General features: G+C 42.3%; 15 protein-coding genes. 4 read left to right on the forward strand and 11 right to left on the reverse strand.

The window, feature by feature from the left end:
- Positions 1 to 19: 19 nt before the first annotated feature.
- Positions 20 to 1,738, reverse strand: coding sequence for an acetate--CoA ligase (gene acsA / locus ACQYAD_RS03365; protein ID WP_430235544.1), 1,719 nt, complete (start codon positions 1,736 to 1,738; stop codon positions 20 to 22).
- A 217-nt stretch (positions 1,739 to 1,955) separates the two neighbouring features.
- Between acsA and ACQYAD_RS03370 the strand changes: the two genes are divergently transcribed.
- Genes ACQYAD_RS03370 through ACQYAD_RS03380 form a run of 3 tightly spaced genes read left to right on the forward strand, consistent with a single transcriptional unit; the run spans position 1,956 to position 4,441 of the window.
- Complete coding sequence (locus tag ACQYAD_RS03370; RefSeq protein ID WP_430235546.1) at positions 1,956 to 2,588, forward strand: GNAT family N-acetyltransferase; 633 nt, start codon at positions 1,956 to 1,958, stop codon at positions 2,586 to 2,588.
- Positions 2,589 to 2,618: 30 nt separating this feature from the next.
- Positions 2,619 to 3,266: an acetoin utilization AcuB family protein gene (locus ACQYAD_RS03375; RefSeq protein WP_430235549.1), complete on the forward strand. Its 648-nt coding sequence runs from the start codon at positions 2,619 to 2,621 to the stop codon at positions 3,264 to 3,266.
- Positions 3,263 to 4,441: an acetoin utilization protein AcuC gene (locus ACQYAD_RS03380; RefSeq protein WP_430235551.1), complete on the forward strand. Its 1,179-nt coding sequence runs from the start codon at positions 3,263 to 3,265 to the stop codon at positions 4,439 to 4,441. The genes ACQYAD_RS03375 and ACQYAD_RS03380 overlap by 4 nt, the downstream gene beginning before the upstream one ends.
- Positions 4,442 to 4,544: 103 nt before the next feature.
- On the opposite strand, the gene ccpA is transcribed toward ACQYAD_RS03380, so the two are convergent.
- Together ccpA and ACQYAD_RS03390 are read right to left on the reverse strand one after the other, a co-directional pair.
- Entirely contained in the window at positions 4,545 to 5,543 is a 999-nt protein-coding gene (gene ccpA / locus ACQYAD_RS03385; RefSeq protein ID WP_430235553.1) for a catabolite control protein A, read from the reverse strand.
- Positions 5,544 to 5,863: 320 nt separating this feature from the next.
- A complete protein-coding gene (locus ACQYAD_RS03390) occupies positions 5,864 to 6,940 on the reverse strand; it encodes a bifunctional 3-deoxy-7-phosphoheptulonate synthase/chorismate mutase (RefSeq protein ID WP_430235555.1) in 1,077 nt (358 codons plus the stop codon).
- A 251-nt stretch (positions 6,941 to 7,191) separates the two neighbouring features.
- Between ACQYAD_RS03390 and ACQYAD_RS03395 the strand changes: the two genes are divergently transcribed.
- Positions 7,192 to 9,354, forward strand: a complete 2,163-nt coding sequence (locus ACQYAD_RS03395; protein ID WP_430235557.1) for a cell division protein FtsA — start codon at positions 7,192 to 7,194, stop codon at positions 9,352 to 9,354.
- A 140-nt stretch (positions 9,355 to 9,494) separates the two neighbouring features.
- On the opposite strand, the gene ytxJ is transcribed toward ACQYAD_RS03395, so the two are convergent.
- From ytxJ to ACQYAD_RS03435, 8 genes are all read right to left on the reverse strand, one after another.
- Positions 9,495 to 9,827 (reverse strand): bacillithiol system redox-active protein YtxJ, encoded by a 333-nt coding sequence (gene ytxJ / locus ACQYAD_RS03400; RefSeq protein WP_430235559.1) that lies wholly within the window; start codon positions 9,825 to 9,827, stop codon positions 9,495 to 9,497.
- 85 nt (positions 9,828 to 9,912) lie between these two features.
- Positions 9,913 to 10,320 carry a YtxH domain-containing protein gene (locus tag ACQYAD_RS03405; protein ID WP_430235562.1) on the reverse strand — a complete coding sequence of 136 codons (408 nt, stop codon included), beginning with the start codon at positions 10,318 to 10,320 and terminating at the stop codon, positions 9,913 to 9,915.
- Positions 10,321 to 10,343: 23 nt separating this feature from the next.
- Positions 10,344 to 10,817, reverse strand: coding sequence for a DUF948 domain-containing protein (locus tag ACQYAD_RS03410; protein ID WP_430235565.1), 474 nt, complete (start codon positions 10,815 to 10,817; stop codon positions 10,344 to 10,346).
- Positions 10,818 to 11,034: 217 nt separating this feature from the next.
- Positions 11,035 to 12,333 carry a UDP-N-acetylmuramate--L-alanine ligase gene (gene murC, locus ACQYAD_RS03415; RefSeq protein ID WP_430235567.1) on the reverse strand — a complete coding sequence of 433 codons (1,299 nt, stop codon included), beginning with the start codon at positions 12,331 to 12,333 and terminating at the stop codon, positions 11,035 to 11,037.
- A gap of 297 nt (positions 12,334 to 12,630) precedes the next feature.
- Entirely contained in the window at positions 12,631 to 14,910 is a 2,280-nt protein-coding gene (locus ACQYAD_RS03420) for a DNA translocase FtsK (RefSeq protein ID WP_430236092.1), read from the reverse strand.
- A 290-nt stretch (positions 14,911 to 15,200) separates the two neighbouring features.
- Positions 15,201 to 15,992: a DUF1444 domain-containing protein gene (locus ACQYAD_RS03425; RefSeq protein WP_430236093.1), complete on the reverse strand. Its 792-nt coding sequence runs from the start codon at positions 15,990 to 15,992 to the stop codon at positions 15,201 to 15,203.
- Positions 15,993 to 16,067: 75 nt separating this feature from the next.
- Positions 16,068 to 16,385 carry a thioredoxin family protein gene (locus tag ACQYAD_RS03430; RefSeq protein ID WP_430235569.1) on the reverse strand — a complete coding sequence of 106 codons (318 nt, stop codon included), beginning with the start codon at positions 16,383 to 16,385 and terminating at the stop codon, positions 16,068 to 16,070.
- A gap of 87 nt (positions 16,386 to 16,472) precedes the next feature.
- Positions 16,473 to 16,994 carry a hypothetical protein gene (locus ACQYAD_RS03435; RefSeq protein ID WP_430235571.1) on the reverse strand — a complete coding sequence of 174 codons (522 nt, stop codon included), beginning with the start codon at positions 16,992 to 16,994 and terminating at the stop codon, positions 16,473 to 16,475.
- Positions 16,995 to 17,008: the final 14 nt, after the last annotated feature.

Raw genomic sequence — 17,008 nt, forward strand, 5'->3', positions numbered from 1 at the left:
CTTTTTGTTTTGGTCCGTTTTAATCTTCCATTGTCGACAAATCGCCAGTCGGCAAATCGAGTTCCCAAGCTTTTAGTACCCGTCTCATAATTTTCCCGCTTCGTGTTTTTGGAAGCTTATCGCGGAAGTCAATTTCCCTCGGAGCCGCATGGGCAGCCAAACCTTTTTTTACAAACTGTCTGATGTCTTCTTTCAGCTCATCAGAAGGCTCATAGCCATCCCTTAGGGAGACAAAAGCTTTAATAATTTCCCCGCGAACCGGATCTGGTTTTCCGATTACACCGGCTTCTGCAACTGCTGGATGTTCGACCAGCTTACTTTCGACTTCAAACGGACCTACCCGCTCACCGGAAGTCATGATCACATCGTCAATCCGACCCTGGAACCAGAAATAGCCGTCTTCATCCATGTATGCAGAGTCGCCGGATACATACCAGCCGCCAGGCATAAAGTAAGATTCATATTTTTCTTTGTTGTTCCATATCGTGTACATCATCGATGGCCAGCCTTTTTTAATGGCAAGGTTGCCCATGCGATAGGGCGGCAGCTCATTTCCTTGATCATCGACAATCGCTGCCTGAATGCCTGGAAGCGGCTTGCCCATGGATCCAGGTTTAATTGTCATGCACGGGTAATTGCAAATTAATTGGGCGCCTGTTTCGGTCATCCACCATGTATCGTGAATTCTCAAGTTAAAGACTTTCATCCCCCACTTGACTACTTCCGGATTCAGCGGCTCCCCTACGCTTAAAATATGGCGCAGACTGCTTAAATTATATTTTTTGACAACCTCATCGCCGGCTCCCATTAGCATCCGAAAGGCGGTAGGCGCACTATACCATACGGTTACACCAAAATCTTCAATCATTTTATACCAGATATCCGGACTGAAGCGGCCACCGACAATCACATTTGATGTACCCGTTAACCATGGGCCGAAAATTCCGTATGATGTTCCTGTCACCCATCCAGGATCAGCTGTACACCAATAGACATCTTCTTCTTTTAAATCAAGAACCCATTTTGCTGTTTGATAATGCTGAATCATCGCATTATGTACATGCAAAACGCCTTTTGGTTTTCCTGTTGAACCGGATGTGTAGTGTAAAATTAGTCCATCATGGCGGTCCACCCATTCAATTTCCAGATCCTTGCTTGCCACAAAAAATTTATTTAGAAAGTCAATCGTCTGCTCATTCTCTTGGACATTTTTTCCCACAACAAAAATGGTCTTTAACGAAGGAAGTTCGGCAACAGGAACACGCTCAAGCAATTCCGAAGTGGTTACAAGCACCTTTGCCTCACTGTCTAGAAGTCTGTCTCTAACCGCGCCTTCCATAAATGCTTCAAATAAAGGCCCGACAATGGCTCCAAGCTTAATTGCGCCCAATACCGTGAAATAAAGCTCTGGTGACCGAGGCATAAAGATGAAGACGCGGTCCCCTTTTTCCACATCTCCATATGTTTTTAACACATTCCCCGCTTGGTTTGAAAGCTCTTTCATTTCTTTGAACGTGTATTTCTCGTTGCGTGAGCCGTCTCGATAATATAAAGCGACTTTATTTTTGCGGAAATTTTCGGCATGGCGGTCAATCGCTTCATACGCCAAATTGACAAGACCTGTTTCATGCCAGGAAAATTCTTCTTCGGCATCTTTCCAATCAAATTGTTCGTACGTTTTTTCGTAATTCCCTAAATTATGCTCCCCTTGCAAGACCGGTAAAGCCTCCACTTTCATTCATACTCCCCCTTTGTTCGCGTTTGATATTATTATAGTACAAATAGAATATATTCTCAATTTTTAAAATTGTCTATTGAATAATTCTTATTAAAACCTTCTTTCAGAAATGTCATAAATCTTTTACAATTCCCCCTAAAAAATATGTGAAAACGCTTTTAATAGGAAGAATTTATGTATAATAGAAGTAATTATGCGATTTTTAGGCGGTGACAAAATGAAGCACAAAAAAACATACAATGCCAAAGAATTAAAAACGCCAAATGGAACCCTCATTATTGAGGGACCGATTTCCCCCGCAGAATTGGCTAGTTACGAATTTCATGAAGACTTGACAGCATTTCGCCCTCCTGCCCAACAGCACAAAGCGCTAATTGGCATAGCTGAGCTTGAAGAAGGAAGAATTCTGATTGCCCGTGACCGGCAAACAGTCGTTGGTTATGTTACCTATCTTTATCCCGATCCGCTTGAGCGATGGTCTGAAGGAAAAATGGAGGATTTAATTGAATTGGGGGCAATCGAAGTGATCCCTCGATTCCGAGGCTGCTCGGTCGGAAAAAACCTTCTGATTGTTTCCATGATGGACGATGCGATGGAAGACTATATCATTATTACAACAGAATATTATTGGCATTGGGATTTAAAAGGAACCGGATTAAATGTGTGGGAATATCGCAAGGTGATGGAAAAAATGATGAATGCTGGCGGACTTGTCTGGTATGCCACTGACGACCCGGAAATTTGTTCACATCCAGCAAACTGCCTGATGGCTAGAATTGGAAAAAGGGTCAGCAATGATTCCATTCAGCAATTTGACAGACTCCGTTTTATGAACCGATTTATGTATTAGATGATAGCGTACAAAGGGAGGAGAATTCGGATGATCGTGGAAGAAATTATGCGGACGAATGTTTCAACGCTGTTGCCTACCGATACGATTGAAGCAGGACTGCGTTTAATGGAACAGAAAAAAATTCGCCATATTCCGATTGTCAATGAAGAAAACCATCTAGTGGGCCTTGTAACCGCATCAAGAATACGGGAGGCCGGTCCTTCGATTTTCCATGCAGGAGAACACCTGGAAGACTTGCAAAAACCGTTGGAAACCATTATGAAAAAAGATGTTATCTTCGGACACCCGCTCGATTTTATCGAGGAAGTCGCCGGGCTTTTCTACGACCACCGGCTTACATGCCTGCCGATTACAAAAGACAAACAGCTTGTTGGAATTATCACGGAAACGGATTTACTTAGGACAATGGTTGAATTGACGGGTGCCCACCATCCAGGCTCACAAATTGAAGTAAGGGTACCGAACATTACAGGTGTCCTTTGTGATATTTCGGCAATCATCCGCAACCGTCATGCCAATATTTTAAGCATACTTGTCTATCCGGATAAAAAGGACAGCAATTACAAAATATTGGTTATTAGAGTAGGAATGATGAATCCAACCGGTTTAATCCATGATTTAAAATTGGCTGGACATCATGTGCTGTGGCCCAACCTGCCGGGGATTTCATTATGAAAGACCGCTGTTCCTTTGTGTTTTCGGAAGAGCTGTTAAACTATAAGTTTAATAGCCACCATCCTTTCAACCAGCACAGGCTAAAACTAACCGTTGATTTGTTAATGCGAATCAATGCTTTAGATCCAAAGAACATCATCGCACCAAGAAAAGCATCCGATGATGAACTTTTTCTTATTCATGATCCAGATTTTGTTCAAGCCGTTAAACTGGCTGGCCAAGGCAATCTATCAAAAGAAACGGCTGAAAGCTACGGACTTGGAACCGAGGATACACCGATTTTCCCGAATATGCACGAAGCAAGCGCCATGCTTGTGGGAGGAACGCTAACGGCAGTTGATCAAGTCATGACAGGCAAAGCTCTGCATGCTGTTCATCTTGGCGGCGGTCTTCATCACGGCTTTCGCGGAAAAGCTTCCGGATTTTGCGTATACAACGACAGTTCTGTGGCAATCAAGTATATCCAAGAAAAGTACAATAAACGTGTTCTTTATGTCGATACCGATGCCCATCACGGCGATGGAGTCCAATGGTCTTTTTATGACGATCCGAATGTTTGTACCCTTTCGATTCATGAGACTGGTCGGTATTTGTTTCCGGGTACTGGAAATGTTAATGAAAGAGGCCAAGGCAAAGGCTACGGCTTTTCTTTTAATATTCCCGTTGATGCCTTCACAGAGGATGATTCATGGTTGTTTTGCTATCGTAATGCAATCAAAGAAGTCGCTAAATTTTTTAAACCGGATGTGATTTTGACGCAAAATGGAGCAGACGCCCATTATGATGATCCTTTAACCCATTTATCAACAACCATGCGAAGTTATCGGGAAATTCCAAAACTCGCTCATGAAATTGCTCATCAATATTGCGAAGGGCGATGGATCGCAGTGGGCGGCGGTGGGTACGATATTTGGCGGGTAGTGCCGAGGGCATGGGCACTCATTTGGCTTGAAATGACTGAATACTCAAACTGCTACGGAAGTTTACCAGCCGATTGGCTTGAATTCTGGCAAAAACAGGCACCGATACAACTTCCAAACGAATGGGACGATCCCGCCGATTTATACCCGCCCATTCCGAGAAAAGCGGAAATCACGGAAAAAAACTTACGTACACTGGAAAAAGCGCTCTATCCGATCCGCAGCCAAACGCGAGAAAGTGAATCATCGATATAAAAACAGGCTGACCACGTGCCAGCCTGTTATTTAATGATTGAAGAAAGCTTCTTTGCTGTATCTTAAGCCGCTTACGAGTAGAGCATCCGTAGCTTGTCTTCCTTTATTTCGTCGATTTTCGCTCTTCAATACGGTGCGGGAGTACGACCGTGTTTTCTGAAACTTTCTCTTTATTCATTAGCTTTGTTAATAGACGCATGGAAACAGCGCCGATATCGTATAGCGGTTGAACAATCGTTGTCAGCTGAGGCCGAACCATCAATGAAAGCCGAGTATTATCAGAAGTAATCACTTCGAAATCATCGGGAATTTTAAATCCTTTATCTTCTGCACCGTGCACGACACCAAGTGCCATTTCATCCGAACCAACCAGGATTGCAGTAGGACGCTCGGCGGCTTCCATCAGCTTATCAAACGCTTCAAGACCGGAATCATACGTGTAATCCCCTTCAACGACCAGTTCCTCGTTGTACGGAATATTGTGTTCTGCAAGAGCGCGCTGATACCCTTTTAGCTTTTGAGCAGCGTTTTTCGGCTCATGAAGCGGACCGACTACAAAGGCAATCTGTTTGTGGCCTTTTTGAATAAATTCATTGACACAATCAAAAACAGCTTGTTCATAATCAATATTGACAGAAGGTATGGTCTTTGATTCCTCTATTGATCCGGCGAGCACAATTGGAACAGGCGATTTTTCAAATTCTGCCACATGTTCTTCGGTAATATTTCCACTCATAAAGACAATTCCGTCAACTTGTTTGCCGAGCATCGTGTTTAATAAATGCAATTCTTTTTCCTTGTTTTGGTCTGAATTGCTTAAAATAATATTGTATTTATACATGGTGGCAATATCTTCAATCCCGCGGGCTAATTCAGCATAAAAGATGCTGGAAATATCGGGGATGATCACGCCAACGGTAGTTGTTTTTTTGCTCGCTAATCCTCTTGCGACAGCATTCGGCCGATAGCCCAATCGTTCAATAACTTCTAATACTTTTTTACGGGTAACAGGTTTAACATTCGGATTTCCGTTGACTACACGCGAAACCGTTGCCATCGAGACATTGGCTTCCCTGGCAACATCATATATTGTGATGTTCAATTCTTGCACTCTCCTTCAAAACAAAACGTTTCTTTTCTTTAGTTTACAGCAGGATACATAAACCTAGTCATTTTCCCTAACAGAAAAACACCTTGAAAATTTTGGATATACCAATCTTGCTGATGGAAAAATTCCCCTTCCATCAAAACGAGGTTGTTCTTCTTTTATTGTGAGAAAATAAACAATCTGTATTATGTATTTAATCATACGATAAGAAGTTTAATGCCGCAATTACAATAGTCGACATTTTATGTCTATTTGCAAAAAAAATTGAAAAACCTCCTGCTAAAGAGCAGAAGGCTTATGTTCGTGAGGTAAATTTACACGCGAACGAGGTTGGAAGAAAGCAATTGCTGATAAAAATCATCAAATTGACCGAGATCCATTTGCTGCTGTGCATCCGAAAGGGCAACAGCAGGATCCGGATGAACTTCAGCCATTACGCCGTCTGCTCCAATTGCAATCGCAGCCTTAGCAGTTGGCAACAGCAAATCCCTTCTGCCTGTTGAATGAGTCACATCCACAAAAACTGGTAGATGCGTTTCCTGTTTCAAAATCGGAACTGCAGAAATGTCTAGAGTATTCCGCGTTGCCCGCTCGTAAGTACGAATTCCCCGCTCGCACAAAATGATTTGCCCATTTCCTTGGGACATAATGTATTCGGCTGCATTGATGAATTCTTCAATCGTTGCAGCAAGTCCTCTTTTTAATAGAACTGGCTTATTCACAGCTCCTGCTGCTTTTAGAAGTTCAAAGTTTTGCATATTGCGCGCACCAATTTGAATGACATCCAAATAATCAACCGCCATTTCAATATCGGCCGGATTAACAATTTCGCTGATCACAGCCATATCAAACTCATCCGCAACACGCTTTAGAATTTTCAAGCCTTCTACACCGAGACCTTGGAAATCATATGGCGAAGTTCTTGGTTTGTAGGCACCGCCGCGCAGCAATTTTAAACCTTTTTCTTTCATCGCTTTCGCAACAGTGGCAACCTGTTCATACGACTCGACGGCACATGGACCAAACACAAAATGCGTGTTTCCATCGCCAATCTGTTCCCCTTTTAGGGTAACGATCGTATCTTCAGATTTTTTCTTCCGGGAAACAAGCAATGCTTTGCTGTGGTCATCTTTTTGCAAATCCAAGCCGGCTTTAAAAATTTCCTTAAAGATATGATCGATCGTTGCATTATCAAACGGACCATCATTATTCGCTTTGATGATATCAAGCATTTTGCGTTCACGAACAGGATCGTAGCGGTAAACCCCCTGCCCTTCTTTTACTCGGCCAATCTCTTGTACAAGCTGCGCTCTCTCATTAATCAGTTTTAATAATTCCAAGTTCAGTTCATCGACGCGCGCTCTTAATTGATCCAATTCCTTATTGCCCATTTTCTTCCCGCCCCTTCAAATTAAAATGAATGTAAAAAATTCTGAAACGGATAACTGATTGTACCCTTGTTTCAGTGCCCCATTATGGGAATTATCTTTATTGCTCCATAAAAATATGTTACATTTTCTATATAATTAGGCTTTATTATAGCGGAAATATTATTCTTTGTCACGTATTTTTTCTTTATCAATTAAACGCTTTTAAGCGTTAAAGTATTATATGTCATTTTTAAAAGAAGGTGCACGAAAAATTGCAAAAAAATAAAAAAATCTTTGCACTCGATATCGGAACCCGCTCAGTAGTTGGAATTATTCTCGAAAAAATGGACGGAATTTTTCAAGTTGTTGATATCTTATCGAAAGAGCATGCAGAACGGGCCATGCTTGATGGTCAAATCCATGATGTTTTGGCCGTTTCAAAAGTAATTACCGGAATTAAGGAAGCATTAGAAGAAAAGCATGGTTCGCTACACAATGTTTGCGTTGCAGCAGCGGGCAGATCATTAAAAACAGAACGAGCTAAAGCAGTCGTTTCCATTCAGGGCAAACCGATGATGCTCAAACAGGATATCCTTCATTTGGAGTTAACTGCTGTCCAGTCAGCTCAAGCAAAAGTGGCCGAAAAACAGTCTTCTACTCAAAGTCATACATACTACTGCGTCGGCTATTCCGTTCTTTACTACCATCTTGATGGAGAAGAAATTGGCAACTTAATTGATCAACAAGGAACGGAAGCATCTGCGGAAATCATCGCTACCTTTCTCCCAAAAGTTGTCGTCGAGTCATTAATGGCTGCTCTCCATCGTTCGGGATTGGAGATGGAGGCTTTAACACTTGAACCAATCGCAGCGATTAACGTCCTCATCCCTCCTTCCATGCGCCGTTTAAATGTTGCCTTGGTGGACATTGGTGCAGGGACTTCCGATATTGCGATTACGGACTCCGGTACCGTTGTGGCATATGGAATGGTACCAGTTGCCGGGGATGAAATCACCGAAGCCATTAGCGATCAGTTTTTATTGGACTTTCCGCTTGCAGAACAAGCAAAAAGGGAGCTGAACACTAAGGAACAAATCACCATTACCGATATCCTTGGTTTTGAGACAACTATAGAAAGCCCTGAGGTAATCAGCCAAATCAACCCGGCCTTGGATCATCTTGCTGCAGCAATCTGCCAGGAAATTAGCCGGCTAAATAACAATAAACCGCCAAAAGCGGTTATGCTTGTTGGCGGTGGCAGTTTAACCCCGAAGCTACCGGAAAAAATGGCAGCCATTTTGCAACTCCCGGCGAATCGTGTTGCCATTAGGGGAATTGATGCGATCTCCTCGTTAACCATTGCCGAGCACATCCAAAGAGGCCCTGAGCTTGTCACGCCGATCGGAATTGCAATTGCTGCACAAAGCACCCCTGTGCAATATGTTTCAATAAATGTAAATGGGAATCCAGTACGCCTTTTTGATATCAAAGAAGTAACGGTAGGAGATAGCCTTATCACTGCGGGAATAAAGATGAGCAAACTATACGGAAAGCCGGGGCTTGCAAAAATCGTCACGCTTAACAATCAAATGGTAACAATTCCCGGAAAGCTCGGGGAAGCTCCAATTCTATTACTGAATGACAAGTCTTGTTCGCTTGACGATCCCGTCCAAAATGGCGATCAAATCATTGTTGAAAAAGGAGCAGATGGACAGCCAACCGCTTTGCAAATTAAAGATTTAATTGATCATATTCCCAATAGTAATTTAACAGTAAATGGAGAGGCATTGGAAATTTCGCCAGTTGTTATCTGCAATGGGGTAGTAACAACAAACACCAAAATGGTCGAAGATCGCGACGAAATTATTTATAGGCACCCCGAAACGATTGAAGAGCTGCTTGAACATATTGACCGGGCAGATGATTTTACAGCTCTTGAACCATTTTATCTGACGGTGAATGGAATAGAAATGGAAGTTCCCTTTGCGAGCGGTAAACTTTTGCTTAATGGAGCTGAAACAACAAAAAATGCGCCAGTTCAAGACACGGATCGGATTGAAATGGTGAATGGAAAAAAAGTAACAGTAAAACGATTTGCCGAATGGAAAAACATTCAGCTTGAAAAAAGCATCCCCATTTTTTTTAATGGCAAACAAATGACCCTATCGAAAAAAGCGGCTGACGTTATTCGTGACGGTCATGCATTGAAAGAAAATGACGAGCTTTTTAGCGGTGACCACTTGACGATTGTTGATCATCCATCAGATCCGTTTATTTTCCAGGATCTCTTCCGCCAAGTTGAAATTGAAGTACCGGAAAAAACAACCGGGCCGTACATTTTATTAAAAAACAACCAGCCAACAACTTTTTATGATCAAGTTAATTCTGGGGATGATCTAAAAATCGTCTGGCCTCTTGCTGAGAAAGTTTATTAAGAAAAACCGGGCACAATCCGCCCGGTCCTTTTTAGTTTAGCGGATTAGGAAAGCCTCTAGTGACCGTTTTGACGCGAAAAACAGGTGATTCGGGCATTCGGGAAGCTCCTAGTGACCGTTTTACCCTGAATTCATTTTTTTTATTCATTTTCTTTCGCTGCATCTTCCAATGACTTTACTTTTATTTTCCAATGTGATGTGTTCCATACGGGCTTGCCGTTGACAAATAAAATCGCTTGCGGGCTTTCATGTTTGATTTGAAAACGATCCTCGATTTCACTTGATAGCGGTCTTGCGTCCTGGACAGCAAGAAAATAAGTTGGGATTTGCTGTTGTCCTTCAGCATATTTTTGATATTCCTGGTATGCCGCTCCACTAATCGGACATGTTAAGCTGTGCTTCATTAAGAAAAATCTTTCCTCTTTTTCTACAAGTTCATCAAACTGTTCAACCGAATCGAGTTTTTTTAGCATTGATCCAATCCCTCCAAAAATAAACGGTGAAGCCATTTTACCACTTCACCGTTCGGTAAACAAATCATTTTGATTAGCCAAAAAGTTATTTCACGCTAATCCGATTCTCTTCTTCCTCCAATGCCCGCTTGGCTTCTTCCAGCCTTCTTTGCACTTCTTCATCGCTATCCATCATTTCGTTGACGGCCGCTTCATGATCAGGCTTGACCGGTTCTAAAGAAATATAGGCTGTTGGTGCACTGTCTTCGGGTATATCCTGTTTCCCAGGAACAAAGGATCCCCGCAGCTGCAGTGATTGATCCATCAGTCTGTTCAACTGTTGATTTAATTTGCTCCGAAGCTCCTTTCCCGCTTTAGGGGCAAGCAGCATACCGGCAGCGGCACCGGCAATCCCGCCGATAAACGCGCCAAGCAAAAATTTGTTTCCACCCTTCTTTTCGTCGGCCGTTCTATTTTGATGATTTTCGCGCGTCTCATATTCCCTGCTGGCCATAAATCCAAATCCTCCTATAAAAATTAATTTGAACGAGCATTAACACGCTCACTTGCCATAATCTCATGTTCTGAAACAGTCGTTTTCTGCTTTCGTTCTTTCCACTTGTCCTTTAACTCCATTAAAACATTTCCCCACTGAATGACTTGCGAGAGTTTATCCTTATTTTGCTCTACTTGCTTGTCCACCTTGTAACTGATCGATTGCAATGTTTGATTAAAGTGGCTGACGGTTGCCCCCACATCTTTTACCGCATCCACAACGCTGTTTAAACTTTCCGATTTTTGCTGAATATCATCGGCAATGGCATTTGTTTTATGTAAAAGCACCGTTGTTTCATTTGTTACCCCGTTCAGCTGTTTTTCCAAACCATCTAATGTTTTTGAGACACTTTCTAACGTCAAGCTCAGCGATTGCAATGCCTTTGCTAAAAAAATCACTAGGACAAGGAACGCAATTGCAATCAAAGCAACACTTAAATACAAGATAATTTGCATACTTGGCACCTCCACGATAATCTAACTTTTATTATGTATTACCCAACCTGTTTTGATCTAAACAACAACAATAAGCCGTCATTACGGACCTAGTAATGGAATATACTTACAAATGCACATTTTTCCGGCTACTTCACTACAGAAGAATTGTATCATATATTTCGGCAAAGGCGTTACGGTAAATCAAAAACTCGCCAAGGAAATGGCGAGTTTTTCGTTACGATATTTGTTTTTCATATGCTTCTTGAAACTTCTGAATGTCTCCGGCTCCCATGAAAATAATGATACTGTTCTCATGTTTTTGGAGTAAAGCTGTGTTTTCCTCTGAAAGGATTTCCGCACCCGCAATTTTTTCCTGTAAATCTTTGATGGACAGCTTTCCGTGATTTTCACGGGCCGAACCAAATATTTCACATAAATAAACTTGATCCGCCATGCTTAAACTTTCGGCAAAATAACCTAAAAAAGCTTGCGTCCGCGAAAAAGTATGCGGCTGGAAGACTGCGACAATTTGCTGTTCAGGATATTTTTGCCTTGCTGCATTCAGCGTTGCTTTAATTTCAGTCGGATGGTGGGCATAATCATCAATTAAGATTTGCGAACCCATTTTCTTTTCAGAAAACCGTCTTTTTACCCCATGGAAAGTCAACAAGTTTTGCTTTACGACATCCGCATTGATTTCCTCGTAATGGCATACGGCAATAACGGCCAATGAATTTAACACATTGTGATCCCCAAAGGTCGGGATTGAGAAGGTATTGTAAAAATTGTTGCGAATAAACACATCGAAAGTTGTCCCTTCTGTTGTCTTCACCACATTTTTTGCCTGATAATCATTTTCTTCCCCGAAACCGTAGAAAAGCACAGGCACCTTCGCTTGAATCTTTTGCAGCTGTTCATCATCACCACAAGCAAAAATTCCTTTTTTAACTTGGAGAGCCATTTCTTGAAAAGCGGAAAAGACATCGTCAATATTGGCAAAATAATCAGGATGATCAAAATCTATATTCGTCATGATCGCATAGTCTGGAAAATAGGATAAGAAATGTCTTCTGTATTCACAGGCCTCAAATACAAAGTATTCGGCATTTTCCTCGCCTTTGCCTGTACCGTCGCCAATTAAAAAGGCAGTAGGCTTAGCCCCTTTCATCACATGTGCAAGCAACCCCGTTGTTGACGTCTTACCGTGAGCCCCCGCCACAGCGATGCTTGTGAAGTTTTGCATGAAATCTCCTAAAAAGCGATGGTAACGGACAATTGGAAGTCCCAGCTTCATAGCCTCTTGAATTTCTTCATGTGTATCAGGAAACGCATTTCCTGCAATAATGGTCATTCCCGGCTGAATATTTTCCTTTTGAAAGGGAAGGATCTTTATTCCTGATTGTTCAAGGGCTTGTTGCGTAAAAAATCGTTTTTCGACATCGGAACCCTGCACTTGAAAATTCATATCATGCAGTACTTGTGCCAGAGCACTCATTCCGGACCCCTTTATACCTACAAAATGGTAAATAGTCATATAAGAACCTCCAACCAACGTCTATCTCTAGAACAGTATATGACATCTGTCTGTATTTGCTAATTGTACCATGAAAAGCGATGGGCGGTTTACCGCATGATTTTTTTACAGATTTATGTACCCCCTAAAGCTCTTTCGATGCACATTAGCCTGCCCCTAAAATAGAAAACTTTTGAGTATGTCAATCACATTTAACTATTATAGCACTGTTCCTTCGTAAAAACTATTTGGTTTTTACTGTTTGAATTCAATCTTCCACTTGTTTTATTTCCGCCTTTTTGCTCTCGTAACTACGGGTTAATTCGCTTCCTGGATCGATTCAAGATCAGACGGGGTAATGTAAACTTCCCGCGGTTTGCTTCCATTTGCCCCAGAGATAAATCCTTGCTGCTCCATTAAATCCATTAATCTTGCGGCACGGTTGTAACCGATTTTAAAGCGGCGCTGCAGGCTGGATGTTGACGCTCCTCCCTGTTCCACCACAAATTCACATGCTTCATAGAAAAGCTCATCTTCTTCATCGGAAATTCGCGCTTTTTTTAAAAGCTCTTCTTGTTCGAATAAATAGTCCGGTTCCTGCTGCTCACGAACATGCGCAACAACTGTATCAATTTCTTCATCAGAAACAAATGTCCCTTGTAAGCGAACAGGCTTGGAAGATCCGTTCTCTAAGAAAAGCATATCCCCGCGCCCAAGAAGTTTTTCCGCACCGCCAATATCAATGATCGTTCGGGAATCGATTTGCGACGAAACAGAAAACGCAATCCGGGTCGGAACATTTGCTTTGATGAGCCCAGTAATGACATCGACGGAAGGCCTTTGAGTCGCGATGATCAAATGAATGCCGCAAGCCCTTGCTTTTTGGGCGATTCGGCAAATCGCTTCTTCAACATCTGCAGGCGACATCATCATTAAATCCGCCAATTCATCGATAACAATCACAATAAACGGTAGCTTGTCCGCATATCTTTTGTGTTCTTGTGCCAGTTCATTAAAGCGGTTGATGTCGCGGACACCCGTATGAGCGAACAACTCGTACCGGCGCTCCATTTCATCTACTGCCCACTTCAGTGCAGCCGTCGCTGCTTTAACGTCCGTGATCACGGGACTGACAAGATGCGGGATGCGGTTATACGGTGCCAGCTCGACCATTTTTGGATCAATTAATAAAAGTTTTACATCATTGGGACTTGCTTTAAACATCAAACTGGTGAGAATCGAATTAATGCAGACACTTTTTCCCGATCCAGTTGCACCAGCAATCAGACCGTGCGGCATTTTTTTCAAGTCAGTGACAATCGGTTTTCCCGAAATATCAAGACCTAAAACAGCCGTTAAAGGCGATGAAGATTGCCTGAAGATTTCGCTTTGAATGATTTCACGAATCAATACCGGTCTGGACTTCTGGTTTGGAACCTCAATCCCAATCGTATGTTTTCCCGGGATTGGCGCCTCAATCCGAATATCGCGGGCGGCAAGGCTCAATTTAATATCATCGGTCAAGTTTGTTACTTTATTTACTTTTACACCCGGCTCCGGCTGAACTTCAAACCTGGTTACGGACGGGCCTTGCGTGACATTGACAACATTTGCCCCAACATTAAAATTTTGCAACGTCCTGTTTAGCAAATCCGTTTGTCCATCTACCCATTCAAAATCCATTGTTTCCGCAACGGGCGGATGAAGGAGGTTAACTGCGGGAAATTGATACGAGCCTTTGACTTCTTCCGACTGGATCATTTGTTCTGAAACTGGTCTAGTAAACTGATTCTCTTGTTGCAAAAGGTTTGAACGTAAAGGATTGCTTGCTTCCTTTTTTTCAATGATTTGCGCAGGCTTTGATGTTGTTTCTGCTTGACAATGTTCCTCCGTTGCTGCGGCAGTTTGGTGGGCAGCTATTTTTTCGGAAAGCCATGGGTGTTTCTTTTTTTCATCCCATTTTTTCTTATCTGACTTGAGCATCATGACATTGAATGGAAGATGCTGCCTTCTCTGTTTTTTCGGTTCCAACGACTCTTCTGATTCTTTCGGTTCGTTCCCCGCAGAAACTGAAACGAAGGTCTCTTCTCCCGGCTGCAGTACTTCATTTTCAACTATTTCTTCAACCAATGCTGAACTTTCATTTACATGGCCGTGATCTTGCCTTTTTGCCGGGAAAACATCTGTGTTTGTTTGACTGATTTTTTCTTCCGTTCTTTCCCTTTCTTCTTCCTCCCACTGTGCCATCTGCGGAACTTGGCTTTCAAGGGGCGGTGAAAAATCGCTCAGCACATGTTCGATTGGCTCGCTGCTATTTTTGGGCCGCTGAAACCCAAAAATGGGTGAAGGGATTTCAGTTGGCCGAAACGGAGCAGTACTAAACACTCTCGGACTTGGCTGTTTTTTCAATGGCGGATCGTTTTCTTTTCTTTTCTCTTGATTTACCGGCGGCTGCACCTGCTTTGGCTTTCTTTTCTCCTGATTTACCAAAGGCTGCGTCTGCTTTGGCTTTCTTTTCTCATGCCCAATTGCTTCGTCCGGAATGATCGGAAAGCGAAATTTCCCCTTCGGGTATTGGTACGCGATCCGGGCATCCATTTCTTTTGTCTGATGTTGCCGATTTACCAACTCGTCCTCATGTGGTTCCGGATAAAATTCATCTTCCCCTGGATTATTTTCGTGTTCATTTTTTTTGAACAGTTGAAAAAACGTTTGGATCCAACTCAAAAACTATCACTCTTTCTACCATCATCTATCATTCTATTTTAGCAGTATTTGCGAAAAATTCGACAGAAAATCGAAGAATAGGACATTTTATATACAATTTGGTTGAAAATTCCTTTTTAAAAGCCAAGAGACCGTTTTAGACGGTCTCTTGGTGGAAACGTTTAGTTTCGCCTTTTTCCTAAAATAAAAATAGGCTCCAATTCGCCGTTTTCATATACGAACGATAAGGCGGTAATGGGCACATGTCCGCTTGCAAAGAAGCTCATTGTCATCTGTGCCAGCACATCATACCCGGTTTGATTACGGATATCCGCAATAATCAGCACATCTTGATGGGGGACCGCAAGCAGCATTTCCCCGGTGATCTTTTTTTCAAAATCATTTAAGAAACCTTTGTTTAAAATCCGGCTTGCATCATACCCGTCATTCGTATTGAGAAAATAAAACAGATTCCCGGCAACATGGTCCTCTTTTAAGGGCGTCGGCAACGATCTGGCATTAAATAAGGCTATTTCTTTCACCCTGTTCGCTGCCCATCCCTCTCGTTCAAGCATAGTTAAATCAAGTAACCGGTAGGTCTTACCCATGTCCAAGGCATAGAAAATTCTTGTTTCCGCTGTATGTTCATCAAAAAGGAACGCCACGCCTTCGTTTGTTTCTGTCGGAAAAGAGGTAGACCGGATAACCGGATAAATCGTTTTTTCATGCCCTGGAAACTGGATTTGACTATCCATGGCACGAAGCCCTTCTTCAACGTAATACACGACTTCGTTAATGGCTTTTTCTTTTTCAGTATGCCATTTTGCCGCAATGTCGGCCACAGAAATGGTAATTCCTTTGCCGTTTGATTTATTTTCAATACGTAGTTGTTCTTTTTCCCTGTCGTATCGGATGGTTCGTTCAGCAGATGCCAAGCGTCTCTCGAGTTCCTTTTTCATTTTCAAACTATCCATCTTCACATTCTTCCCTCCTCGTTTCAATGTAAACAAAATCTCCACCTCATGATGAGATGGAGAGGTTATGGTCCGTTATTTTTTTAAGCCGGAAATAAAGTTTTCAACTTCTTCCTGTGTTTTCCGGTCTTTGCTAACAAAACGGCCAAGCTCTTTCCCGTTTTCATAGCCAATAAAGCTTGGTATACCGTACACATCCAGTTGCTGGCATAGGTCAATATAGTCATCACGATCGACGTGAACAAAAGTAAATTCAGGGAATTTTGCTTCAATTTCCGGCATAAACGGTTCAATAAAGCGGCAATCCGGACACCATGCTGCCGAAAACATAAAAATCGTTTTTCCCCCATTGTGTAAATCTTCAAACTGCTCAACTGATTCTAAATGTTTCATCTATAAAAGCCCCCAATATCGTATTAAACCCGTACTTCCATCAAAATGATAACAAGGGATGCCCTCATTCGTCCAATCATTTGCAATCTATTTCTGTCCTGTCACTTTTAGTGAGTGGATGATCCGCATCATCGTTCTTGCCTCTTCTTTCAAATTTGCATTGTTTGTTTCGGTCGTTAGTTTGGACCCGCCAATTCCGACGGTCAGTTCATTGAGATCGTCTTTAATTGGCGCAATTAACACATAGCCAAGCTTGTTTTGACTTGTGAATTTTTCGTTTGCAGCAAGCTTTTTGTACTGGGCGCCAGAAGCTTTGTACATTACATCACTCAGCGCTTTTTCTTTCGGATTGACAAACAGAATATACGTTTTTGAGCCCTTTTTTAAAATAAGATTGTTCGGTGATTTCGACACTATTTTAAAGCCAAATGGAAGGTAAAACTCCATTCCGCCACTGTTTTGATTTGGCTTCCGCGGTTGTTCTGCTAAAATGGTTCTTGCTTCTTTTACGGCCTCCGCGCTTTCTTTCTTAACAGATGGACTGGAACAGGCTCCGAGCGCCAGCATCAGGATCAGCGCAAGAAACACCAGTTTGAATGGTTTTCTCATGGTCTCCTCCTTGA

Origin of the sequence: Neobacillus sp. SM06, from assembly GCF_050496765.1 — a bacterium.
GTDB lineage: Bacteria > Bacillota > Bacilli > Bacillales > Cytobacillaceae > JAEVLT01.